Origin of the sequence: Pseudomonas sp. IT-P253 (assembly GCF_949768125.1) — a bacterium.
Lineage (GTDB): Bacteria > Pseudomonadota > Gammaproteobacteria > Pseudomonadales > Pseudomonadaceae > Aquipseudomonas.
Genome location: NZ_CATKPT010000017.1, coordinates 66000 through 87857 on the forward strand (window position 1 = coordinate 66000; position 21858 = coordinate 87857).

The window sequence follows — 21858 nt, forward strand, 5'->3', positions numbered from 1 at the left end:
TTGCCCTGTGCCTGGCCCGTTCCGGGCAATGCCTTAAATCTCCAGAACACCACTAAACCCTGTGGGAGCGAGCTTGCTCGCGATAGCGGTGTATCAGTCGACATCCATGGTGAATGTGCTGACGCCATCGCGAGCAAGCTCGCTCCCACAAGGGGACCATGATGTTCTGAAGTGAACTGTTTTTTCATCGGGGACGGCCCTGGTGCATCTCGAAAAACTGCGGGACGGCCCGCATCCCAGGTCGAGGCTGATGAGCTATCGCCTCCAGGGGTTTTGCCATGTTCGAAAAAGTCCTGATTGCCAACCGTGGCGCGATTGCCTGCCGCATCCTGCGCACCTTGCGTCAACTGCAGGTCAAAGGCGTTGCCGTTTACTCCGAAGCCGACGCCGCGAGCCTGCACCTGCTGCAAGCTGACGAAGCCCAAAGCCTCGGTGAAGGCGCAGCCGCCAGCACCTACCTGGCGGTTGACAAAATTCTCGCCATCGCCCGAGCCACCGGCGCCACGGCGATCCATCCCGGCTACGGGTTCCTCTCGGAAAACGCCGCGTTTGCCCAAGCCTGCGAAGCAGCCGACATCGCCTTCATCGGCCCGACGCCAGAGCAACTGCGCGTGTTCGGCCTCAAGCACACCGCTCGCGCATTGGCCAAGCAACACGGCGTGCCAATGCTCGAAGGCACCGAACTGCTCGACAGCCTCGACGCGGCATTGATTGCAGGCTTACAGGTCGGCTACCCGGTGATGCTCAAAAGCACCGCCGGCGGTGGTGGCATCGGCATGCGCGTCTGCCGCAATGCAGCCGAGCTGAGCGAATCCTTTGAGGCGGTCAAACGCCTCGGCCAGAACAACTTCAGCGACGCCGGGGTGTTCATCGAGAAGTACATCCAACGCGCGCGACATCTGGAAGTTCAGGTGTTCGGCGACGGTCACGGCGACGTGATTGCCCTCGGTGTACGCGACTGCTCGGTGCAGCGCCGCAACCAGAAAGTCCTTGAAGAAACCCCGGCGCCGAACCTGCCGCAAGGCATGGCCGATGAGCTGTGTGCAGCGGCGATCAAACTGGCCAAGGCGGTGAACTATCGCAGTGCCGGCACCGTGGAATTCGTCTTCGACAGTGAAGATCAGCGCTTCTATTTTCTGGAAGTGAACACCCGCTTGCAGGTAGAGCACGGTGTCACCGAGCAAGTGTGGGGCGTGGACCTGGTGCGCTGGATGGTGGAACTGGCGGCCGGTGATTTGCCGCCGCTGAGTGATTTGAGCCAGGGTTTGAAAGCCGACGGCCATGCGATTCAGGCGCGGCTGTATGCCGAAGATCCGGGTCGCGATTTTCAACCCAGCCCAGGTTTGCTGACGGCCGTGAACTTCCCTGCCGCCGATGGCAAACAGCTGCGCATCGATACCTGGGTCGAGGCCGGTTGCGAGATTCCACCGTACTTCGATCCGATGATCGCAAAAGTCATCAGTTGGGCGCCGACACGCGAAGCAGCACGCGCCGATCTGCATCAGGCTTTGGGTGACAGCCTGCTCTATGGCGTGGAAACCAACCGCGATTACCTGCGGCAGATTTTGCTTGATGCCCCCTTCGCCAGCGGCCAGCCGTGGACACGTTGCCTCGAACATCTGGTGTATCAGGCCAACACCTTTGAAGTGCTCAGTGCCGGCACGCAAACCAGTGTGCAGGACTATCCCGGTCGCCTCGGATACTGGGCCGTCGGCGTGCCGCCATCGGGGCCGATGGACAGTCGGGCGCTGCGCCTGGGCAATGGCTTGCTGGGTAACGACGAAGGCGCCGCGGCGCTGGAAATCACCATGAACGGGCCGTTGCTGCGCTTCAATTGTGATGCAGTGGTGGCGGTCACCGGGGCGGCGATTGCGCCGGTGCTGAACGGTGAAACCGTCGCGATGAACACGGCGCTGCTCATTCCGGCCGGTGCCACGCTAAGCCTCGGCACGATTGCCGGTGCCGGCGCGCGCAGCTATCTGTGCCTGCGCGGAGGTCTGCAAGTACCGGATTATCTGGGCAGCAAAAGCACCTTCACCCTCGGACAGTTTGGTGGGCATAGTGGTCGTGCGTTGCGCACTGGCGACGTGTTGCATGTACCCGTCTTGAGCGACCGCAGCCATGGTGATCAACTCCCTGAAGAACAGGTCACCGAGTTGCCTGCCGTGCGGCAAATACGGGTGATCTACGGTCCGCATGGTGCGCCGGAATACTTCACTGAACGCTACATCGGCACCTTCTTCGCCACACAGTGGGAAGTGCATTTCAACTCCAGCCGCACCGGTGTTCGATTGATCGGGCCGAAGCCGGAATGGGTGCGTGCCGATGGCGGTGAAGCGGGACTGCATCCGTCGAATATTCATGACAATCCGTATGCGATCGGAGCGGTGGACTTCACCGGGGACATGCCGGTGATTCTGGGGCCGGACGGCCCGAGTCTGGGCGGGTTCGTTTGCCCGGTGACGGTGATCGAGGCGGACCTTTGGCAGCTTGGGCAGCTCAAGGCCGGGGACAAAGTGCAGTTCGTCCCGGTCGATCTCAAGACCGCCCGCCATCTCGCCCTGAAATGGAATCACTGTAGGAGCGAGCTTGTTCGCGATAGTGGCACATCCAACATTGATGCAACCGACACACCGCAATCGCGAGCAAGCTCGCTCCTACAGGGGGTTGTGTCGCCAGTGGTGTTGGATATTGGGCAGGGGGATACGCGGCTGGTTGCACGCCTTTCGGGCGATACGCATTTGCTGCTGGAAATCGGCGCACCTGAACTCGACCTGGTCCTGCGCTTCCGCGCCCACGCCCTGATGCAGGCGCTGGACAGCAAACACCTGCACGGTGTGATCGACCTGACGCCGGGCATCCGCTCGTTGCAAGTGCACTACCAACCCGAGCAACTGCCGCTGGCCGATCTGCTGGGCATCGTCGCCGGCGAATGGGACACCGTGTGCGCCGCCAAGGACCTGCAAGTGCCGTCGCGCATCGTTCACCTGCCGCTGTCGTGGGACGACCCGGCCTGCCAGTTGGCCATCGAAAAGTACATGACCACCGTGCGCAAGGACGCGCCATGGTGCCCGAGCAATCTGGAGTTCATCCGCCGCATCAACGACCTGCCGAACCTCGACGAAGTGCAGCGCACGGTGTTCGACGCCAGCTATCTGGTGATGGGGCTGGGTGATGTTTACCTCGGCGCACCGGTCGCCACCCCGCTCGATCCGCGCCATCGCCTGGTGACCACCAAGTACAACCCGGCCCGCACCTGGACCGCGGAAAACTCAGTGGGCATCGGTGGCGCCTATATGTGCGTGTACGGCATGGAAGGCCCCGGTGGTTACCAGTTCGTCGGCCGTACCTTGCAGATGTGGAACCGCTATCGCGAAGTCGCCGCATTCGATGGCAAACCTTGGCTGCTGCGCTTCTTCGACCAGATTCGTTTCTACCCGGTGAGCGCCGATGAATTGCTGCGCATTCGACGGGATTTCCCGCTCGGGCGTTTCGATCTGAACATTCAACACAGCCAGTTGAACCTCGCGGATTACCAGGCGTTCTTGAACAACGAGTCCGAGAGCATTGCCGCGTTTCGCAAACAGCAAAAACACGCGTTCGACGCTGAACGCGAGCGCTGGATCGCCAGTGGCCAGGCGCATTTCGACAGCGAAGAACTGGCCCCGCCAGTGACCGATGACGCACCGCTGGCCAGCGGTCAACAGAGCGTCGACAGCCATATCGCCGGCAACCTCTGGCAGGTTCAGGTTGAAACCGGCAGCCGGGTTCAAGCGGGTGATGTGCTGGTGATTCTGGAGTCGATGAAGATGGAAATCCCGCTGCTCGCGCCCATGGCCGGGGTGGTGCGCGAGATTCGCGTGCAACCCGGTTCGGCGGTGCGTGCCGGACAGCGCGTCGTGGTGCTGGAACTCGACTGAGCCCATTTTGAAAAGGATTAACGCCATGAACATCAATCTACAACTCGACGTCCTGCGCAGCGCCTACCGCGACGGCAGCCTCACGCCCCGGCAACTGCTGCTGAACCTGCGCGATAAAGCGGCGGCGCTGAACCCGGACTATCACCTGTTCATCCACTTGCTGAGTGTCGAAGAACTGGAACCCTACCTCGCCGCGCTGGACGGTCGCGACATCGACAGCTTGCCGCTGTACGGCGTGCCGTTTGCAATCAAGGACAACATCGACCTGGCGGGCATTCCCACCACGGCGGCGTGCCCGGCGTTTGCCTATGTGCCAGAGCAATCGGCGACCATCGTCGAGCAGTTGCTGGCGCTGGGAGCGATCCCGCTGGGCAAGACCAATCTCGACCAGTTTGCGACCGGGTTGAACGGCAGTCGCTCGCCGTTTGGCGCGTGCCCGAACAGCGTGTTGCCGGACTATCCGTCGGGCGGTTCGAGCGCCGGTTCTTCGCTGGCGGTTGCGCTGGGCGTCGCGAGTTTCTCGTTGGGGACGGACACGGCGGGGTCCGGGCGAGTACCCGCGGCATTGAACAATCTGATCGGGTTGAAAGCCAGCAAAGGGTTGATCTCGACGGCGGGTGTGGTGCCGGCCTGCCGCACCCTCGATTGCGTCACGACGTTTACCGCGACGGCGCGGGAAGCGAGTCAGCTGCTGGCGCTCACGGCCCACCTGGACCCACGGGACGACTACAGCCGTAACAACCCGCTGTGGAATGACGGCTCGGCGTTCGGCGCACCGCGCCCCTTCCGTTTCGGCGTGCCGCGCGCGCAGGACCTGCAATTTTTCGGCTGCGCTGAAGGCCCGCTGTTGTTCGGTGATGCCATCGACCAACTCCAGGCGTTGGGCGGCGAGGCGGTGGAGCTGGATTTGACGCCGTTTCTCGAGGCGGCGCGCTTGCTTTATGAAGGCCCGTGGGTGGCCGAGCGCTACAGCGTGGCGGGCGAGTTGATGGAGCACCATCCAGAAGCGGTGCTGCCGGTGATTCGTGCGGTGCTGGCCAAGGCGCCGGCGGTCGATGGCGTGCAAACCTTCCGTGCCCACTACCGGCTGCAAGCCCTGAAAGCCTTGTGCGATCAAGCGCTGGCAAATCTTGATTGCGTCGTCACCCCCACCATCGGCCGCCCCGTCACGTTGGCGGAATTGGAGGCCGAGCCGGTCCTGCGCAATTCGGAACTCGGCTACTACACCAACTTCATGAACCTGCTCGATTACGCGGCCGTCGCGGTGCCGAGCGGTTTCATGGGCAATGGCTTGCCGTGGGGCGTAACGCTGTTTGGCCGGGCGTTTACCGATCAATATTTGCTGAGCGTGGCGGATGCTTTTCAGCGTCAGCAGGGCTCGGGGTTATCGGCACCGACGACTGCCGCACGCAATGATCGCGCGCGGTTGGTGGTGTGCGGCGCGCATCTGGATGGGCTGGCATTGAACTGGCAACTGAAACGACGCGGTGCACGGTTGGTCGAGACGACGTTCAGTTCACCGGACTATCAACTGTACGCATTGGCCGGTGGTCCACCGTTTCGTCCGGGGATGGTTCGGGTGAAGGACGGCGGCGTGGCGATTGCGGTGGAGGTTTGGGAATTGCCGAGCAGTGAATTGGGCTCGTTTTTGACCGGGATTCCGGCGCCGCTGGGGTTGGGCAAGGTGCAACTGGCGGATGGGCGTTGGGAGAGCGGGTTTATCTGTGAGGCGTATGGGTTGGAGGGGGCAGCCAATATCAGTCATCTAGGCGGATGGCGTGCTTACCTGAAAACCCTTGGCTGAGATCAAAACCTGTGGGAGCCTGCTCGCGAAGGCGGCAGCTCATCCAGCATTGATGTGACTGACCAAACGCTTTCGTCGGAACGCCGCCCAGAGCAGGCTCGCACACAACGTCCAGGCGCAATCTTCGTGGAGCGCGGGAACGATCATTCGCGCGGCACATAGAGCAGCTATTCCCCCACAGAGCCATTAGAATGCCGCCATCGGGTCACTGCCAACGGAATTGTCATGCCGGCGATCAGGTGCTGATGGGCTTCGCCCGGGATCTGCAGAGTTGCCTGCGGCACTCCGACATCGTCTGCCGCTGGGGCGGTGAGGAATTCATCGTGCTCACGTTGCAGCCCGATGAAACCTTGCATACCCTGCTCTCCCGGGCCAATCATGCAATGTACCGGGCCAAGCAATCCGGCCGTAACCGAACCTGCGTAGAAATGACTCACTCCAGTTATGAATAAACCAGAAATGTGCCCAGCTTGCGGCGCCGCCAACGACTGCACCCTGGCCGATCCTCGCACCGCCGATCGGGCCTGCTGGTGCTATGGCGTCAGCATCGACCCGGCAGTACTCGAAGCACTACCGACCGAGCTGCGCGACAAATCCTGCCTGTGCCCGCGCTGCGCTCAGGTCGAGGCGCAGTTGTAAGCATCCTCCCGGCCGATCACGTAAGATGCGCGGCCCTTTTCCTGTTCGATATCCCGTCATGCGTGTTGACCGTTTCCTCAGCAACCTGCCGCGCTTCAACCGAAAGCAGGTTCGCCTGTTGCTGGTGGAAAAGCGCATCAGGGTCGACGGAACCATCGTCAGCGACCCGCACGCCGAGGTCCGGGAATTCAGCCGCGTCGAAGTTGACGACGAGGTTCTGCAAACCGGCAAACCAGTGCGCCACTTCATGCTGCACAAGCCCGCCGGTTGCGTCAGCGCCACCCGTGATCCGGAACACCCGACGGTGCTCGACCTGATCCATGAGCCGGACAAAGATGAACTGCACATCGCCGGTCGTCTGGATTTCAACACCACCGGCCTGATGCTCATCACTAACGACGGCAGCTGGTCGCGACGCCTGACCCAACCGCAGACCAAACTGCCCAAGGTCTACTACGTCGAGACCGAGCAGGACATCGGGCCGCACTACGCGCTGAAATTTACCGAAGGCCTGTACTTCGCCTTCGAAGACCTCACCACATTGCCGGCCGAGCTGGTGCTGCTCGGGCCGAAATCTGCGCGTCTGAGTATCGTCGAAGGCCGTTATCACCAGGTGAAGCGGATGTTCGGCCACTTTGACAACAAGGTGTTGCGCCTGCACCGCGAACGCATGGGGCCGCTGGTGCTCGACGACTCGCTGAAACCGGGCGAATACCGTCCGCTAAGCGATGAAGAGATCCAATTGGTCTAAGCCGGCTACCGCTGAGCAGAAGTTGTCGAACAATTTACGAAAGACACTTGCACGATGGCGTTCCCCCTGCTTGAATCAGGTCGTCAGCCGAAATGTGACTGACAAGTCACAACATACTTCTAAGAAACTTTTTGTCGGTTAGAGAACCCTCAGGTTCCGCCTCAGACCGGCAGACTGCCCGCCAATAATAATACCCGTCGACCTGCAGTACGGATCGACATGGGCCACAAAATTTCAAGGCATATGCCTACCTGTCACAAAGCTCGTGCAATCTCATTTGCGCGCATACCCGCTTGCCAGGAGTCTTATGACATGAGGCCAGAAATCGCTGTGCTGGATATACAAGGTCAGTACCGGGTTTACACGGAGTTCTATCGCGCAGACGCTGCAGAGAAGACCATTATCTTGGTCAACGGCTCGATGGCCACGACTGCGTCGTTTGCACAAACCGTAAAAAACCTTTACCCGCAGTTCAATGTGGTCTGCTACGACCAGCCCTACGCGGGCAGGTCAAAAGCCCACAACCTGCACGAGAAATTGCTGACCAAGGAAGTCGAAGGGCAGATCCTCCTGGAGCTGATCGACCACTTCGCCGCCGAACACGTGCTGTCGTTTTCCTGGGGTGGCGCCGCTACCCTGGTCGCCCTGGCCCACCGGCCACGACGCATAGAAAAAGCCGTGATCAGCTCGTTCTCCCCGGAGATCAACGCGCACATGCTCGATTACCTCGAGCGCGGTGTTGACTACCTCGGCAGCCGGGACGGTGACCGCGTCGGCAACCTGGTGAACAGCACCATCGGCAAACACCTGCCGACCCTGTTCAAGCGCTTCAACTACCGGCACGTCAGCAGCCTGGCCGACCATGAATACGGGCAGATGCACTTCCACATCAGCGACCTGCTGCACAGCGATCGCCAGTGCTTTTTCAAAGCTGCGAAGAAAATCAACGTGCCGGTACTGTTCATGAACGGCGAATGGGACGAATACACCGCCGCCGATGGCGCCCGGTTATTCGCCGATCACGTGCAAAACGCCACGTTTACGACGCTGGATGCGACCGGGCACTTTCTCGACATGGAACACAAAGCCGCCTGCCGAGACAGCCGCAAGGCATTGCTGGGTTTCCTGAAGCCGGCACAGCATGAAAGCCGACCGCGTTACCATTACGTTCAGGATCACCATGCATTGGCAATCTGAAACAGAGTCATCGCGAGCAAGCCCTGCCCTGTAGGATCAGGCTTGCCCGCGAATGACTATCACGCGGTCCCTGCTTGTGTTTCATCCGGTGTTAAAGCCATCGCACGCAAAGAAAAACTTCTTTTCCACGCGCACATCTGGTACAAAGTCAGCGCTCTGAGCGGGTGTCGTATAATGGCATTACTCCAGCTTCCCAAGCTGATAACGAGGGTTCGATTCCCTTCACCCGCTCCACTTCTCTTCTAACTCATCGATTTCTCTGAAATCCATCGAGTAGAAAGCGAGATAGTCATGTAGTCCTCCTACAACGTGACGCAACGCAACAACCTCTAGCGCCGTTCGAGCGGAATCTATGTCCTTCGCATCACCATCCCGGCTCGCTATCGCGTTCAATTGGGTCAAAGAGAAATTCACGCGTCTACCCGGACCAGCCACCGAGGCAACTCGGTTGATGGAGATGCTGGATCAGGTTAACAGCCGTTGGGGATGAGGGACGCTACCGTCAGCAAGCGTGCCGACCAATCGGATAGGGCTATGCGGCGGAAAATGATGAGTCAGAGTTATACGACGCGGCTTGATCAGTTGTGGACGGTAATTGCCGATAAGCGTTAGTTAGAGAGAGGCAGCCAGGGACCGCGCAGCGATGAAATTTGTTTCAGTGCCTCCGATAGTACGAAAAAAGGTATCTGAGCCGACAGAAAATCAAACATGCTTTGCGACAAAAGCGACGACGACAAACAGGGTCAAGGCGAACGCAGCACCGATGCTGAACGGCAACAACGTAGCGCGAATTGTGGTCGGGACCGGGCGCCTCATCTCTTCAGCTAAAGCCTCTACGTCACGATGTAATTGCTCAATGCTTGCTTTACTACGATGTGTGGACATGTCTCTTTCTCCTCCGGGGTCGCGGGCCGTGTTGAGTCAGTGAACCGTTCCTGGCAATGTGAGCCGTGTGATTGCAAAGCTCAAGTACCAGCGATGTAGGGTGGATACTGCGTGTTGTGGCGAATCAGCGCTCAGATTTTAGTCCAAAATCCCACAACGGCGACAATGGCGGTCACTACCCCTGCCCCTACTGCGTATGGGTACCAGAGGACCTCTTGCTTCAGCTTCGCTTCTTCGGCCGTGAGCTTGCGAGTCTCAGCCAACAATTTTCGGGTTTCGACCAGTAGTTTATCGAGCTCTAAATTTTCGCGGTCGTTCTGGAGCATTGATCATCCTTCTCGGGTTTAAGCCGCCGCCCTAAGCGCCGCTTTCTGCGAAGCCGGCAAAATCTGTCGGACGTCAATCGCTTTTCACCAATCGTGCAGTCCGTTCTGCGGAGCACTATTTCCTATCTACTCAGCTGTGGATAGCGGGTGACTCCTGCTCAGCTTGTAGGCAAAATCCGAGAGTTGCGTATGAAAGAGCGTTAACTGTTTTTCGGTCAATTGATCGTCTTGTTGACACTTGTTTCGTCGGGATACTCTTTAGACGTCGCTGACAATTCAGCGATCGGGCTTGGAAACCCGGAGTTACCACCCTATCGGGGGTGGGCTTATCTGTTGAAACACAATTAGTTGGATGTCGGAAGATCATCCCTTCACCCGCTCCAATCGAATGTTGATCTCACGTCGTTCTTTGACGGGGGATGAAGGTAAAAAAAACCGGCCTTGATGGCCGGTTTTTTTGTGTCTGAAAATTGAGCTACACGAGCTCTACGGGGGGTGCAAAACCCTGCAATACAGAAAACACCTCATTTGAAGCGATCCCCCGCCCCCTCTCCTCACCTCCTCCTAGACTCGTTCCTACCACCTATTCATCGGTTCCCGAGAAGGATCAGTGGTTATAGTGTTGATCATCAAAATTTAGTAGGTATAGTAACCATCGAAGCACACCACAGGGAGGTGATGTGAATAGCCGATTTTTGATAAGCCAAATCGTTGCGGATGGCTGGTACCTGGTTCGAATCAGGGGCAGTCATCATCACTTTAAGCATCCGACCAAACCGGGGCTGGTGACTGTTCCTCATCCGAAAAAGGATCTGCTCAAAAAAACGGCCATAAGTATTTTGCAACAGGCGCTGCTCTGACGATCTCAATGCGCGGCGTCCCAGGAGGACAATGAACATGCTTTACCCAATTGCGATTTCAATGGGCGATAACGAACACGCTTGGGGCGTGGAAGTACCGGACATTCCTGGTTGTTTTTCTGCCGGGGAAGATCTGGACGATGCGATGGCCATGGCTCGCGAAGCCATTGAGGGCCATTTCGACATTCTGGCTGAGGACGGTTCGCCGATTCCGCCTGCGAACAAAGTCACTCTGCATGCGGCCAATCCGCGGTACGCAGGTTGTACATGGGCCGTGGTGGACATCGATGTTACCAAGTATCTGGGAAAAGCCCAGAAGCTGAACATCACGCTGCCGGGCTATCTGCTCAACCGCATTGACGAATACGTGCTGCATCATCCGGAAGAGAAAAGCCGATCAGGCTTTCTGGCCTCCGCAGCACTTAAGGTGTTGCAGCAGAGCTGATGACCTTATTTCAGAGAGGTATGAACCGGCCCCGAGTGGCCGGTTTTTTGTGGGCGGGATTTAGTGGAACGCTGACTCTTCCCCTGTGACCCTTCATTCACTGCCGGCCAAATTGAATGCCTGCTGCCCTTTCTACGGGGCCCCGAGCGAGGCCGATTTTCAAAAAGGCAACGTCCTACACTACTCTGGGAATTGTCCGTACACTTGCGCATTGCTGTGTTTTTACCATGAAGCCTATAGTCGACCCGCGCCCAAAATGGCGTATCGGGTTTGGCGACTCGATGCCATGGTACAGAAGCCTCCGAGGATTTCTCGGAGCGCTTTTGAACGCACTTGGCTGCCTCGTTTTTGGTGGCTGTGCGTGGGAGACCTTAGGGTCTGCCGGTTTTACCATGGCCCGGTTCGCCAACCCGCGTACAGCTACCACCCTATTGTTTGGCGACGATTGAGTGGTAAGTCTTCCTCCTACATGGTGATCACTCATGAATGAATATATGGCTTTAACCAGCAACGCCGACGACCTCCCCTCGCTGTATGTAAACACTACCCAACCGCTGCATTCACTGCTCAGCACCGCCCGCTACAGAATTGGCGCGGTGACGCAGATCCTTGAAAACCTCGCCATGCGCGGCGATATCACAACTGACTCGGTAATACTCAGCGACTTCGCATTGCTTTGCTGCATACCCTTGCGCGACGGTTGCGATGTGCTGGACGTCATTGCTCGACGTATGGATGCGCAATAGTTCTGACGTGACACGGGGCGCCTATTAAGGCGTCCTCTATCTGTAGCAGCAGGCTTCGCCAGCTGCTACAGAAAATGTATGTGTTTTTCCCTGATTGGCGCGGGTTTCAGCATCCAGCATGTCAATGACTGGGGAACGACTGGCGTTCAGCGCTCAGCGTTTTTTACCGCCCCACATATAGTTTGCGTATAGATTCCGGCGAGCCAGTAAAGAAGCCGTAGCACTGCATTGAGCCTGACAATAGATACCTTACTCTGCCAGCTCACCCTTCACGTAGAGGTCAGCATGGACCATTCAGAGTTCGGGATCATAATCATCTCAATGATTGGGTTGTTCGGCTTTGCTTCGTTTATTTTTGAGTACTTGAGTGCCAGGAAAAGACGCAGATAACGTTCAGCGTTATCCGGCCCGTTTTTGCACTAGCGGGTCGCGACGATGAACAATCGCGGGAACGGCAGCAGCACCGAGCCATCGCTCAGCGCCGGATAAGCCTGCTCGATCGCAGCGTGATATTGCTTGAGGTATTGCGCCTTTTCCGCCTCATCCAGCGGTTCGAGAAATGGCCGCAAACCGCTGCCCTTGAACCACTCGACCACGCCCGACGCACCGCCCGCCAGTGGATGATGGTAAGTGGTGCGCCAGACATCGACTCGTGCACAGTGCGGCCGCAGCATCGAGTAGTAAGCACTGGCACTGGCCATTTCCGTCCGCAGCCCGGCGGCGTCCGCCAACTTGCTGGCCCACGGGCCATCTGCGGCCACTTCGCGCATCAGGCGATGGGACGGCTCGTTGAGGTTGTCAGGCATTTGAATGGCCAGGCTACCGCCCTTGGTCAATCTGGCGGCCAGCGAAGGCAGTAACGTTGCGTGATCGGGGAGCCACTGCAACACCGCGTTGGCGAATATCACGTCGAACGGGCCGTTGTTGTCCCAGGTTCCGATATCAACGGTGTCGAACTGCACATGCGGTAAACGCTTGCGGGCGGCGTCGATCATATCGCTTGAACTGTCCACGCCACGCACGGTGGCGTGGGTGAAGCGCTCTACCAGCAACTCGGTCGAGTTGCCGGGGCCGCAACCGATGTCGATGGCCGAGCGCACCTCCACGGGCGGGATCGCCACGAGCAGATCCCGAGCCGGACGTGTGCGTTCATCTTCAAAAGCGACGTATTGCTTGGCGGACCAGCTCATTGCGTTCTCCTGTCGGTGTGTTGTCGTGGGCAGGGGCAGACAACCGGTTCGCTACGATACCTCGACTCATGCTCTCTTCCCTATCCAGAACTCAAGTATCAGCAGCAACGCCAAATCTGTAGCAGCTGGCGAAGCCTGCGTTCGGCTGCGTAGCAGTCGTGAAATCAGCGATGCGGTATGTCAGGGAGATCGTGGTTTCAGTTTTTACGACTGCTTCGCAGCCGAACGCAGGCTTCGCCAGCTGCTACCAGAATTGCGTTGCACGCGAAATACGAAAATCTCATCAGAATTTTCATCCCGACGGCGCTGTCACAAAATCAGGCGCATCCCCACGAGGAACACGGCAATGAAATTCGCAAAAGTCGCTCAGAAGCTCGCCCTGTGGGCCGGCAGTCCGCGGACGTTTCTCGGGGCAATTATTCTGATTTTCCTGTGGGGGTTAAGCGGGCCGATTTTTCATTTCGACGACACCTGGCAACTGATCATCAATACGTCGACCACCATCATCACGTTCCTGATGGTGTTCCTGATTCAGAACACGCAGAACCGCGACACGGATATTTTGCATTTGAAAGTCGATGAGTTGATACGGGTGACGAAGGAAGCGCAGAACGCAATGCTGGGGTTGGAATCGCTGGACCTGAAACAGTTGGAAGCGCTGCGCAAGCATTACCGCTCCATGGGTGAAAGCGAAACCGTTGCACTGGAGGGGGTAGCCACTCAAAGCAAGAGAAAAACAAACTGGAATCAGTGCTAATCCAACAGCAAAACGGCGCGTAACCGAGGTTGCGCGCCGTTTTTTTTGTCACGTGGGCCCAGATTAGCGACTCGCTTGCAGTGCCTTGGCCATTTGCAGATGGTTTTGCAATTTAGGCAGGGTTTCTTCAGCGAAGGCTTTAATTTCCGGCACCTCAGTGGTCTGCGCCACCTGCTGCAGTTGCTCGATGGCTTCCTGAGTGGTTTTCACCTGACTGGCGACGTAGGCCTGGTCGAAGCTCGCGCCGTCCATTACTTGCGGCATCAGGGCTTTGGCCTTGTCGGCCACTTCTTCGCGTGGCGCCACCGGCAAATCAAGTTGCTTGGCGATTTTCGCCAGATGCTGATTGGCGGTGGTGCGGTCATTAATGACGATGATGGTGTAGTCCTTGACCTCTTTGGATTCGGTTTTCTGATGCGCCAGGCGACTGGCCTCGATGTCGGCCATGCCTTTGGCCGAGGCATCGTTGATGAATTCGGCGGGCGACTGGGCAAAGGCACTGCTGGCACACAGGCCCAGTAACGCGGCAAAACCGGCATTGCGTAATCGGGTGGCCATCCGGTTCATGGTCGCGCCCTCCTCAAAATAAAATTAAAACGGGAGCTTTCGCCCCCGCCTTTCAATCAAAACTACCTTCACCCACTATTTGGATTTCTGACCACCTTTGCGACCCATTTCTGGTTTCGCAGGGTCTTTGTCGACAGTCGTGGTGGTAGTTTTCCCACCTTTGCGACCGGCTTCAGACGCCTTCGTTCGATCGTTGGCGAAGTTTCCCGAGTTCGAGTTTCTTGAATTAGGCATGATTCTCTACCTCTTGGTGATGATTGCAGCGAGCAGGAGCCCGCATAGAATCTGAATTTCGATCCCCAAAAAGGTTTAGAAAACCTGGCAGCGCCGCGACGAACGGCGGCGAATGCTCAGACCCGTCGCAGGTGATGCTCGCGCTTGGCGCTGTACATGGCTTCATCGGCATGTCGCAGCAACTGCTTTTCTTCTGTGCCGTGGTCGGGGTATCGCGCCACGCCAATGCTCGTCTGGATGTTCAGGCTATGCCCGTCCAGACGCATCGGCTGAGCCAGCACCTGACGGATTTTCCCCGCGACGCCGTCGGCGTCTTCCGAGGCGTGGATGCTGTGTAACAACACCACAAACTCATCACCGCCAATGCGCGCCACCGTGTCGGTTTCCCGCACGCACCCCTTGAGCCGATTGGCGACCGCTTGCAGCAACATGTCGCCGACTGCATGGCCATGGGTGTCGTTGACTTGTTTGAAACGGTCGAGGTCGACGTACAGCAAGGCCATTCGACCGCACTCCTGACGAGCCACCATCAGCGAAGCTTTGAGACGGTCGCGGAGCAATTCGCGGTTGGGGAGCTGGGTCAGTTGGTCGTACTGGGCCATCTGCTCCAGCCGGGCATGCAATTGTTTGCGCTCGATCGCAGTGGCGACCTGGGCGCAAACGTACTGCAACAGTTCCTTATCCTGCTCGGTGTAGCGCTCGCCACCCGGTACGCTTTTGACGATCAGCGCGCCGATGGTGCCGTTTTGCGAGTTCAACGGCACCCCCAGCCAGCAAGGCGAATTCTGTTGAGCCACCAGGCCCTCGAATCCTGCGGGTGGAACGTCCTGATCCGGAGTCAGCAAAATCGGCAGGCCGGTGCGAATGACCTCGGTACACAGCCGCCCGATGACCGTTCCGGGCTGCTCGGGTTGCTGCTCTTGTTCGTCAACGTGATAGGGGAAATTCAGTTGCGCACAGTGTGTGTCGTACAGTGCGACGGAAAAATTCAGCGCCGGCAACCATTCACCGATGATCAGGTGGATGCGTTTGAACAGCGCCAGCAAATCCTCCGCCGCGTGGGCCGCTTCGGAGATCGCATACAACGCCGCTTGCCGGGACTCGGCCTGCTTGCGCTCGGTGATGTCGCGCGCCACGGCGATGCGCAACTGGTCGACTTCTGACCAGCGTGCCGACCAAAGGATGTGCACCACTCGGCCATCCTTGCGCATATAACGGTTTTCAAAGTTGAGCTTGGGCTCGCCGCCCATGATGTCCCGTGCGGCATCAAGGGTGCGTTGACGGTCGGCCGGATGCACCAGATCGATCATTGACTGTCCGATCAGCTCGTCCGGGGTGTAGCCGAAAATACGCTCGCAGGCCGCACTGACAAATACGAAGCGACCTTGCTTGTCGACTGCGCAGACGGCGTCCAGCAACAGATCGAGATAGCTCGCCAACGGCGCGGAATTTCTAGTTGCCATGGTGCAGAGAGTGTGTCCGGACAATGCAGCAAAAAGAAACCATCCTTGCCCATGAGCAAAACTGGCGCATCCAGGCGACCAGTATCAAGCCTTGTTCGTCACCAACCCCGGCAACGCATGCGCCAGCGCATTGATGGCAAAACCGATAAACATCACCCCGCACAGCCGGGTGATCAGCAACTCATGCCGTTGATACAACGTGCGTACCTGCTGCGCACCGACAATGCCAATGAGGATAGCGTAGGCCATGAGACCGCCGACGAAGCTCAGGACGATCAGCCACGGCAACATCGACCAATGGAGCAACTCTGCACGACTGGAGAGCAGCGCGGTGAACGTTGCGACCGCCACCGGGTACGCTTTCGGATTGGTCAGGCCAAACAGAATGCCGTGCCAGAACGGTTGCCGCGCCGGGCCTTGAGGCGCTTCGGCGCTGCTGCGACGGGCACGAACCGCGCGCAGGCCCAGCCAGAACAAATAGAGCCCGCTGAGCACACCCAGCACATCGAACGCCGTGCTGCCGATTTCCCTCGCCCCCACAATCGCAACGAGCGCCGTGCTGCACCAGACCACGTCCCCGAGCAAATGCCCGCAAAGAAACCCCGCCCCCGCCCGTCGACCACGGGCCGCGCCGATGCCGAACACCGCCAGCACACCCGGTCCTGGCGTGATGCCATAGATAAAACCGGAAGCGAGGACGGCCATTAGCAGCGTTGGGGTCATTGGAAACCTTTTGAACTACCTGGTGAATGGACGCAAGTCTATCTCAGGTCCCAGCACATCGACTGACTGATTGTCGAAGAACTTTATGCGGGCTTAATCCGGTTGTCAGGGCTCGTTCGATTTCGGCTGTGCCGCTGCCGCGCATTTCCAGCAGGACGCGGGGACGAGCCAGGTCAGAAAACATTCATTGAATGTTAGTCAGCCTTCGCGAGCAAGCTCGCTCCCACAGGGGAACGCATTCCAATGTGTACAAGCGAGCCTGCTCGCGAAGGAGCCGGCACATGAATCCGCTATCGCAGCGGAGCCGCGGCGTTACCGTGCTGATATCAAAACGCGTTACGGAAAATCTCTTCGATCTGACGCTGGTCCGCCGCCCGTGGATTGGTCAGGCCACACGCATCTTTCAAGGCGTTGGTGGCGAGGGCCGGGATGTCGTTGAGCTTGACGCCGAGTTCACGCAAACCGGCGGGAATCTCGACATCCCTGGCCAAGGTGCGAATGGCTGCGATGGCCGCCTGTGCGCCTTCTTCCGGGCTGAAACCACGGATGTCTGCGCCCATTGCGTGGGCCACATCGGTCAAGCGATGGGCACAAACCAGCGTGTTGAAGGTTTGTACATGAGGCAGAAGCACGGCGTTGCAAACACCGTGGGGCAAATCATAGAAACCACCCAATTGGTGGGCCATGGCGTGGACGAACCCCAGGGACGCATTGTTGAAGGCCATGCCGGCGAGGAATTGCGCGTACGCCATGTTTTCCCGTGCGGTCATGTCACTGCCGTCGAGCACGGCCTGGCGCAGGTTGTTGCTGATCAAGGTGATCGCCTTCAGCGCGCAGGCATCGGTGATCGGGTTGGCGGCGGTGGATACGTAGGCTTCGATGGCGTGGGTCAGCGCGTCCATGCCGGTCGCCGCGGTCAGGCCCTTGGGCATGGCAACCATCAGCGCCGGGTCGTTGACCGACAGCAGCGGCGTGACGTTGCGATCGACAATCGCCATTTTCACGTGGCGCGATTCGTCGGTGATGATGCAGAAGCGGGTCATCTCGCTGGCGGTGCCGGCGGTGGTGTTGATGGCGATCAGCGGCAACTGCGGCTTGGCGGATCGATCGACGCCTTCGTAGTCGCGAATCTGCCCGCCGTTGGTCGCGCACAGGGCGATGCCTTTGGCGCAGTCATGGGGCGAACCACCGCCCAGGGACACCACGAAATCACAGCGACTTTCCTTGAGCAGGCCCAGACCACGCTCGACGTTGGCGATGTTCGGGTTGGGCTTGGCACCGTCGAAGATCACCGCGTCGATATCCTGTATCGCCAGCTTCTCGGCAATCATCTTCGCCACGCCAGCCTTGGCCAGCCCGACATCGGTGACGATCAACGCCTTGCGAAAACCGTACTTGCCGATGGCGTCCATGGCTTCGTCGAGGCAACCGATGCCCATGATGTTCACGGCGGGGATAAAAAACGTGCTGCTCATATGCGAATCTCCTGACGGGGTCGAATCAGCGGGTGCCCGTAGGATCGACCCATCAGTCGTGCGGTAACTTGATCTGGCTCAAGTCCCGGTCGTGATAAAGTCGCCGCCCATCAGACCTTTTGCTTTGAGACGAAGACCGCAATGACCGATTTCCAGGATGTTGACGCCCAACTTGAAGACTGGAACGCCTTGCGCACCACCGCCTCGTTCAGCGGCCTGCTGGTGGGTAACGGCGCCAGCCGCGCAGTGTGGGACGATTTCGGCTACGACTCGCTGTTTGAAAACGCCCGCACCGTCGAAGAAAAACCCCTGAGCCAGTCCGAGCTGAGTGTGTTCGACGCTCTACAGACGCGTAGCTTCGAGCAAGTGCTCAGCGCGCTGAAAACCACCAGCCGGGTCAACAAGTCCCTGGCCGTCAGCTCCGCCGCGCCGCGCAATCGCTACTACGCGATCAAGGAAGCACTGATCAACACCGTCCACGCGGTGCATATCCCGTGGCGACTGGTAGTGCCTTCGACACTGGCGACGATCAATCAGGAACTGCGCAACTATCGGACGGTATTTACCACCAACTATGATTTGCTCAGTTACTGGGCGATTCAACACCAGCCTGACGCCATCACCGATCTGTTCCAGGGTGCCGAGCCGGGTTTCGACCTGAGCGCCACGGCGACCGATAAAACCCGCTTGTTGTACCTGCATGGCGGGCTGCACCTTGTGCGCAATCAGGACGGCACGGCGCGCAAACTCATGTCGACCGAGGGCACCCTGCTGGGAAGTTTTGCGATCAACAACACGATCAAGACCCTCGATGACGTGCCGCTGTTTGTGAACGAAGGACCGGAGCAGGACAAGCTCAAGACCATTCGCAGTTCGGATTACTTGTCGTTTTGCTACGACCAGTTGCTCAGTCATGGCGAAGGGTTGTGCCTGTTTGGTCATGCGCTGGGTGAGCAGGACAGCCACATTACTCATGCGCTGCGCCAGGCGAAACCGACCGTGCTGGCGATCTCGATTTATCCGCGCAGCAAGGCGTTCATCCAGCACCAGAAGCGGCATTACGCGAAGGTGTTTGAGGGGACGGGCTGTGAATTGCGTTTTTTTGATTCGAAGACCCATGCACTGGGTAGCCCGAAGCTGACGGTGCCAGTCGAAGTTTAGCGGCAATGCGGCTGACGCTTTCGCGAGCAAGTCGATTCGTCGCACCGCCGCTCCCACACTGGATCTGCGGTGTGCACCAATCCCTGTAGGAGCGAGCTTGCTCGCTCCTACAGGTGTTCAGAGCACCGGCAAGGTTTTGTCCTTGATCACCCTGGTCGGCCCGTTGGCCTTGACGCTGGCGATGCCTTTCTCAAGCGCAGCCTCGGAGGAATAAGCCTCGCTGCTACCGATGATTTCGTGATTCGCGGCTTTGAGGTTGAAGTATGGATGGCCATCCTTGGTGGTCTTTTTCTCGTAGCGGTCATCCAGCGGGCTGTTTTTCTGCACCGAGGCGATGCCGTTATCCGCAGCACTGCGGGTCGTGTAGTGCTCGCTGTTCAAAATGATTTCAGCATTGGCCGCTTTCAGTACGAACCGAAACTGGCCACTGCTGGTTTTGCTCACTTCGTACCATCCGGACATGCTCGTTCTCCTTGGCAATTGAGAGGGTTCGCGCCAAAGAGTAAAGACCAGGCGAAGATTTTTGTCGCCTGTACCGGCCCCTTCGCGAGCAGGTCGGATCGCCGCACCGTCGCTCCCACAGTGGAGTTGTGTACATCACTCCATTGTGGGAGCGAGCCTGCTCGCGAAAGGGGCGACACGATTTGCCCTACTTCACCGCCGTGCGCACCACTGACAATTCCGGCGCAACCACCCGCCGCTGACTCAGGTACCGCGTACAACTCACCCGCAAGAACGAGGCGAAATTCACCACCTCGCCGCGATAGTCCATCACCTCTTCATACAGCTTGGCGATCAACTGGTTGGTGGTCATGCCATCGACCTCGGCGATTTCACTGAGGATGTCCCAGAACTGATTCTCCAGTCGCAAGGTGGTGACCACCCCGCAGATGCGCAGCGAGCGGGAGCGCGATTCGTAGAGAATCGGATCGGCTTTGACGTAGAGCTCGCACATGGGAACGTCCCTCGTTACAGCGTGATTTTGGTGCCCAGCAACCCGAGGAAACCCGCGAGCCAGTTCGGGTGCGCCGGCCAGGCTGGAGCAGTGGCCAGATTGCCTTGAACGTGACCTTCGGTCACCGGGATATCGATGAACGTCCCGCCAGCCAGGCGCACTTCCGGCGCGCAGGCCGGGTAGGCGCTACACTCGCGACCTTCGAGAACCCCCGCCGCTGCCAACAATTGTGCACCGTGGCACACGGCGGCAATCGGTTTACCGGCCTTGTCGAACGCACGCACCAGTTCCAGCACTTTTTCGTTCAGGCGCAGGTACTCCGGCGCACGACCGCCGGGGATCAGCAGCGCGTCGTAGTCTTCGGATTTGACCTTGGCGAAGTCAAAGTTCAGGGCAAACAAGTGACCCGGTTTCTCGCTGTAGGTCTGGTCGCCTTCGAAGTCGTGGATGGCGGTGCGCACGGTCTGGCCGGCGTTTTTGTCCGGACAAACGGCGTGCACCGTGTGGCCGACCATCAGTAATGCCTGGAACGGCACCATCACTTCGTAGTCTTCGACGTAATCGCCAACCAGCATCAGGATTTTTTTAGCAGCCATGGAAAGGACTCCTTTGGGAAAAACGTGGGCCTGCAGGAGTATTCAAGGTAGTCCTTATCTGCGGGGTCGGGTAATAACCAGCTACTACGGCGTTATCGTTCTTCGCGAGCAGGCTCGCTCCTACAGGAGAATGCATTCCAATGTGGTGGGAGCGAGCCTGCTCGCGAAGAGGCCTTCAAACTGTACGGATAACTCTGCGCCTAGCTGTAACAGCGGCAGTCACCAGGTTTGTGGCTATATAAACGCACTTCCCGCCACCCTCGATTCTGGTTGCCATCATGTCCTCGCGCGAAAATACCGGTATGGCCCTGGGCCTGCTCGGCGTTGTTATTTTCAGCCTTACCCTGCCCTTCACGCGGATTGTCGTGCAGGAACTCCATCCGCTGCTCAACGGCCTGGGCCGTGCGTTGTTCGCGGCAGTTCCGGCGGCGTTGCTGTTGCTGTGGCGTCGGGAGAAATGGCCGACCTGGAAACAGATCAAAGGCCTGACGCTGGTGATCGCCGGGGTGATCCTCGGGTTCCCGGTGCTTTCGGCCTGGGCGATGCAAACCTTGCCGGCGTCCCACGGAGCACTGGTCAACGGCCTGCAACCGTTGTGCGTGGCGCTGTACGCTGCGTGGCTGTCCCATGAGCGACCGTCAAAATCCTTCTGGGCCTGCGCCGCGCTGGGCAGTGCGTTGGTACTCGGTTATGCGCTGATCAGCGGAGCCGGCAGTATTCAGGCGGGTGATTTGCTGATGCTCGGCGCGATTGCCGTGGGTGGCCTGGGTTACGCCGAGGGTGGACGGTTGGCCAAGGAGATGGGCGGCTGGCAGGTGATCTGTTGGGCGCTGGTGCTGTCGACGCCGCTACTGATCGGGCCGGTGGTGTACCTGGCGCTGCAACATCAAGGCGAGATTTCGGCCAAGACCTGGTGGGCGTTTGGTTATGTCTCGTTGTTCTCGCAGTTCATTGGGTTCTTCGCCTGGTACGCCGGGCTGGCCATGGGGGGCATTGCCCGGGTCAGTCAGATCCAGTTGCTGCAAATTTTCTTCACCATCGCCTTTTCGGCGCTGTTCTTCGGTGAGCACATCGAGCCCATCACCTGGCTGTTTGCTGCCGGGGTGATCGTGACGGTGATGCTGGGGCGTAAGACCGCAGTCAAATCCGCGCGCATTGCCACGG

Annotated in this window: 22 protein-coding genes, 1 tRNA gene and 2 pseudogenes; 14 read left to right on the plus strand and 11 right to left on the minus strand. The window is 58.6% G+C overall.

Annotated elements, in window-relative coordinates:
* Window positions 1-278: 278 nt before the first annotated feature.
* From uca to ACM6IR_RS11275, 8 genes and pseudogenes are all read left to right on the plus strand, one after another.
* Window positions 279-3920 carry an urea carboxylase gene (gene uca, locus ACM6IR_RS11240; RefSeq protein WP_414907771.1) on the plus strand — a complete coding sequence of 1214 codons (3642 nt, stop codon included), beginning with the start codon at window positions 279-281 and terminating at the stop codon, window positions 3918-3920.
* Window positions 3921-3945: 25 nt separating this feature from the next.
* Window positions 3946-5724 (plus strand): allophanate hydrolase, encoded by a 1779-nt coding sequence (atzF, locus tag ACM6IR_RS11245; RefSeq protein WP_414907772.1) that lies wholly within the window; start codon window positions 3946-3948, stop codon window positions 5722-5724.
* 227 nt (window positions 5725-5951) lie between these two features.
* A pseudogene (locus ACM6IR_RS11250) lies at window positions 5952-6176 on the plus strand (diguanylate cyclase domain-containing protein); the annotation flags it as partial.
* Window positions 6169-6363 (plus strand): cysteine-rich CWC family protein, encoded by a 195-nt coding sequence (locus ACM6IR_RS11255; protein ID WP_414907773.1) that lies wholly within the window; start codon window positions 6169-6171, stop codon window positions 6361-6363. The pseudogene ACM6IR_RS11250 and the gene ACM6IR_RS11255, both read left to right, overlap by 8 nt.
* A gap of 58 nt (window positions 6364-6421) precedes the next feature.
* Window positions 6422-7114, plus strand: coding sequence for a pseudouridine synthase (locus ACM6IR_RS11260; protein WP_414907774.1), 693 nt, complete (start codon window positions 6422-6424; stop codon window positions 7112-7114).
* 312 nt (window positions 7115-7426) lie between these two features.
* Window positions 7427-8311 carry an alpha/beta fold hydrolase gene (locus ACM6IR_RS11265; protein WP_414907775.1) on the plus strand — a complete coding sequence of 295 codons (885 nt, stop codon included), beginning with the start codon at window positions 7427-7429 and terminating at the stop codon, window positions 8309-8311.
* 160 nt (window positions 8312-8471) lie between these two features.
* A tRNA-Gly gene (locus tag ACM6IR_RS11270) sits at window positions 8472-8545 on the plus strand.
* A gap of 211 nt (window positions 8546-8756) precedes the next feature.
* Window positions 8757-8923 (plus strand): annotated as a pseudogene (locus tag ACM6IR_RS11275) (DUF4113 domain-containing protein); the annotation flags it as partial.
* Between the two features lie 90 nt (window positions 8924-9013).
* On the opposite strand, the gene ACM6IR_RS11280 reads toward ACM6IR_RS11275, so the two are convergent.
* Together ACM6IR_RS11280 and ACM6IR_RS11285 are read right to left on the minus strand one after the other, a co-directional pair.
* A complete protein-coding gene (locus tag ACM6IR_RS11280; protein ID WP_414907776.1) occupies window positions 9014-9196 on the minus strand; it encodes a hypothetical protein in 183 nt (60 codons plus the stop codon).
* Between the two features lie 131 nt (window positions 9197-9327).
* A complete protein-coding gene (locus tag ACM6IR_RS11285) occupies window positions 9328-9522 on the minus strand; it encodes a hypothetical protein (RefSeq protein ID WP_414907777.1) in 195 nt (64 codons plus the stop codon).
* Between the two features lie 680 nt (window positions 9523-10202).
* Between ACM6IR_RS11285 and ACM6IR_RS11290 the strand changes: the two genes are divergently transcribed.
* The 3 genes from ACM6IR_RS11290 (at window position 10203) to ACM6IR_RS11300 (ending at window position 11573) form a co-directional block, all read left to right on the plus strand.
* A complete protein-coding gene (locus ACM6IR_RS11290) occupies window positions 10203-10382 on the plus strand; it encodes a type II toxin-antitoxin system HicA family toxin (protein WP_007984690.1) in 180 nt (59 codons plus the stop codon).
* Between the two features lie 37 nt (window positions 10383-10419).
* Window positions 10420-10827, plus strand: a complete 408-nt coding sequence (locus ACM6IR_RS11295; RefSeq protein WP_414907778.1) for a type II toxin-antitoxin system HicB family antitoxin — start codon at window positions 10420-10422, stop codon at window positions 10825-10827.
* A 482-nt stretch (window positions 10828-11309) separates the two neighbouring features.
* Window positions 11310-11573 carry a short-chain dehydrogenase gene (locus tag ACM6IR_RS11300; protein ID WP_201119435.1) on the plus strand — a complete coding sequence of 88 codons (264 nt, stop codon included), beginning with the start codon at window positions 11310-11312 and terminating at the stop codon, window positions 11571-11573.
* A 419-nt stretch (window positions 11574-11992) separates the two neighbouring features.
* On the opposite strand, the gene tam is transcribed toward ACM6IR_RS11300, so the two are convergent.
* Window positions 11993-12763: a trans-aconitate 2-methyltransferase gene (gene tam, locus ACM6IR_RS11305; RefSeq protein ID WP_414907779.1), complete on the minus strand. Its 771-nt coding sequence runs from the start codon at window positions 12761-12763 to the stop codon at window positions 11993-11995.
* A 346-nt stretch (window positions 12764-13109) separates the two neighbouring features.
* On the opposite strand from tam, the gene ACM6IR_RS11310 reads away from it, so the two are divergent.
* Window positions 13110-13520, plus strand: coding sequence for a low affinity iron permease family protein (locus tag ACM6IR_RS11310; RefSeq protein WP_414907780.1), 411 nt, complete (start codon window positions 13110-13112; stop codon window positions 13518-13520).
* Window positions 13521-13583: 63 nt separating this feature from the next.
* On the opposite strand, the gene ACM6IR_RS11315 is transcribed toward ACM6IR_RS11310, so the two are convergent.
* The 5 genes from ACM6IR_RS11315 to yiaY form a co-directional block, all read right to left on the minus strand.
* On the minus strand, window positions 13584-14087 hold the full coding sequence (locus ACM6IR_RS11315) for a DUF4142 domain-containing protein (protein WP_414907781.1): 504 nt from the start codon (window positions 14085-14087) through the stop codon (window positions 13584-13586).
* Between the two features lie 75 nt (window positions 14088-14162).
* Window positions 14163-14321: a KGG domain-containing protein gene (locus ACM6IR_RS11320; RefSeq protein ID WP_090181100.1), complete on the minus strand. Its 159-nt coding sequence runs from the start codon at window positions 14319-14321 to the stop codon at window positions 14163-14165.
* Window positions 14322-14437: 116 nt separating this feature from the next.
* Window positions 14438-15784, minus strand: a complete 1347-nt coding sequence (locus tag ACM6IR_RS11325; RefSeq protein WP_414907782.1) for a diguanylate cyclase domain-containing protein — start codon at window positions 15782-15784, stop codon at window positions 14438-14440.
* An 84-nt stretch (window positions 15785-15868) separates the two neighbouring features.
* Complete coding sequence (locus ACM6IR_RS11330; protein ID WP_414907783.1) at window positions 15869-16507, minus strand: LysE family translocator; 639 nt, start codon at window positions 16505-16507, stop codon at window positions 15869-15871.
* A gap of 326 nt (window positions 16508-16833) precedes the next feature.
* Window positions 16834-17982, minus strand: coding sequence for an L-threonine dehydrogenase (gene yiaY, locus ACM6IR_RS11335; RefSeq protein ID WP_414907784.1), 1149 nt, complete (start codon window positions 17980-17982; stop codon window positions 16834-16836).
* 141 nt (window positions 17983-18123) lie between these two features.
* Here yiaY and ACM6IR_RS11340 point away from each other — a divergent pair, with 141 nt between their 5' ends.
* On the plus strand, window positions 18124-19143 hold the full coding sequence (locus tag ACM6IR_RS11340) for a DUF4917 family protein (RefSeq protein ID WP_414907785.1): 1020 nt from the start codon (window positions 18124-18126) through the stop codon (window positions 19141-19143).
* A gap of 117 nt (window positions 19144-19260) precedes the next feature.
* On the opposite strand, the gene ACM6IR_RS11345 is transcribed toward ACM6IR_RS11340, so the two are convergent.
* The 3 genes from ACM6IR_RS11345 to ACM6IR_RS11355 all read right to left on the minus strand — a co-directional run bounded on the left by ACM6IR_RS11345 (window position 19261) and on the right by ACM6IR_RS11355 (window position 20694).
* Entirely contained in the window at window positions 19261-19605 is a 345-nt protein-coding gene (locus tag ACM6IR_RS11345) for a YegP family protein (RefSeq protein WP_414907786.1), read from the minus strand.
* A 187-nt stretch (window positions 19606-19792) separates the two neighbouring features.
* A complete protein-coding gene (locus ACM6IR_RS11350; protein ID WP_414907787.1) occupies window positions 19793-20098 on the minus strand; it encodes a ribbon-helix-helix domain-containing protein in 306 nt (101 codons plus the stop codon).
* Window positions 20099-20112: 14 nt separating this feature from the next.
* Entirely contained in the window at window positions 20113-20694 is a 582-nt protein-coding gene (locus ACM6IR_RS11355) for a DJ-1/PfpI family protein (RefSeq protein ID WP_414907788.1), read from the minus strand.
* Between the two features lie 278 nt (window positions 20695-20972).
* Here ACM6IR_RS11355 and ACM6IR_RS11360 point away from each other — a divergent pair.
* The coding region (locus ACM6IR_RS11360; RefSeq protein WP_414907789.1) for a DMT family transporter at window positions 20973-21858 on the plus strand (886 nt) is incomplete at its 3' end.

Coding starts and splice junctions, on each gene's coding strand:
- ACM6IR_RS11345 (WP_414907786.1), bottom strand. CDS start 19,605: ATGTCCGGATGGTACGAAGTGAGCAAAACCAGCAGTGGCCAGTTTCGG.
- ACM6IR_RS11325 (WP_414907782.1), bottom strand. CDS start 15,784: ATGGCAACTAGAAATTCCGCGCCGTTGGCGAGCTATCTCGATCTGTTG.
- yiaY (WP_414907784.1), bottom strand. CDS start 17,982: ATGAGCAGCACGTTTTTTATCCCCGCCGTGAACATCATGGGCATCGGT.
- ACM6IR_RS11310 (WP_414907780.1), top strand. CDS start 13,110: ATGAAATTCGCAAAAGTCGCTCAGAAGCTCGCCCTGTGGGCCGGCAGT.
- uca (WP_414907771.1), top strand. CDS start 279: ATGTTCGAAAAAGTCCTGATTGCCAACCGTGGCGCGATTGCCTGCCGC.
- atzF (WP_414907772.1), top strand. CDS start 3,946: ATGAACATCAATCTACAACTCGACGTCCTGCGCAGCGCCTACCGCGAC.
- ACM6IR_RS11295 (WP_414907778.1), top strand. CDS start 10,420: ATGCTTTACCCAATTGCGATTTCAATGGGCGATAACGAACACGCTTGG.
- tam (WP_414907779.1), bottom strand. CDS start 12,763: ATGAGCTGGTCCGCCAAGCAATACGTCGCTTTTGAAGATGAACGCACA.
- ACM6IR_RS11255 (WP_414907773.1), top strand. CDS start 6,169: ATGAATAAACCAGAAATGTGCCCAGCTTGCGGCGCCGCCAACGACTGC.
- ACM6IR_RS11300 (WP_201119435.1), top strand. CDS start 11,310: ATGAATGAATATATGGCTTTAACCAGCAACGCCGACGACCTCCCCTCG.
- ACM6IR_RS11350 (WP_414907787.1), bottom strand. CDS start 20,098: ATGTGCGAGCTCTACGTCAAAGCCGATCCGATTCTCTACGAATCGCGC.
- ACM6IR_RS11355 (WP_414907788.1), bottom strand. CDS start 20,694: ATGGCTGCTAAAAAAATCCTGATGCTGGTTGGCGATTACGTCGAAGAC.
- ACM6IR_RS11340 (WP_414907785.1), top strand. CDS start 18,124: ATGACCGATTTCCAGGATGTTGACGCCCAACTTGAAGACTGGAACGCC.
- ACM6IR_RS11285 (WP_414907777.1), bottom strand. CDS start 9,522: ATGCTCCAGAACGACCGCGAAAATTTAGAGCTCGATAAACTACTGGTC.
- ACM6IR_RS11330 (WP_414907783.1), bottom strand. CDS start 16,507: ATGACCCCAACGCTGCTAATGGCCGTCCTCGCTTCCGGTTTTATCTAT.
- ACM6IR_RS11315 (WP_414907781.1), bottom strand. CDS start 14,087: ATGAACCGGATGGCCACCCGATTACGCAATGCCGGTTTTGCCGCGTTA.
- ACM6IR_RS11280 (WP_414907776.1), bottom strand. CDS start 9,196: ATGTCCACACATCGTAGTAAAGCAAGCATTGAGCAATTACATCGTGAC.
- ACM6IR_RS11265 (WP_414907775.1), top strand. CDS start 7,427: ATGAGGCCAGAAATCGCTGTGCTGGATATACAAGGTCAGTACCGGGTT.
- ACM6IR_RS11260 (WP_414907774.1), top strand. CDS start 6,422: ATGCGTGTTGACCGTTTCCTCAGCAACCTGCCGCGCTTCAACCGAAAG.
- ACM6IR_RS11320 (WP_090181100.1), bottom strand. CDS start 14,321: ATGCCTAATTCAAGAAACTCGAACTCGGGAAACTTCGCCAACGATCGA.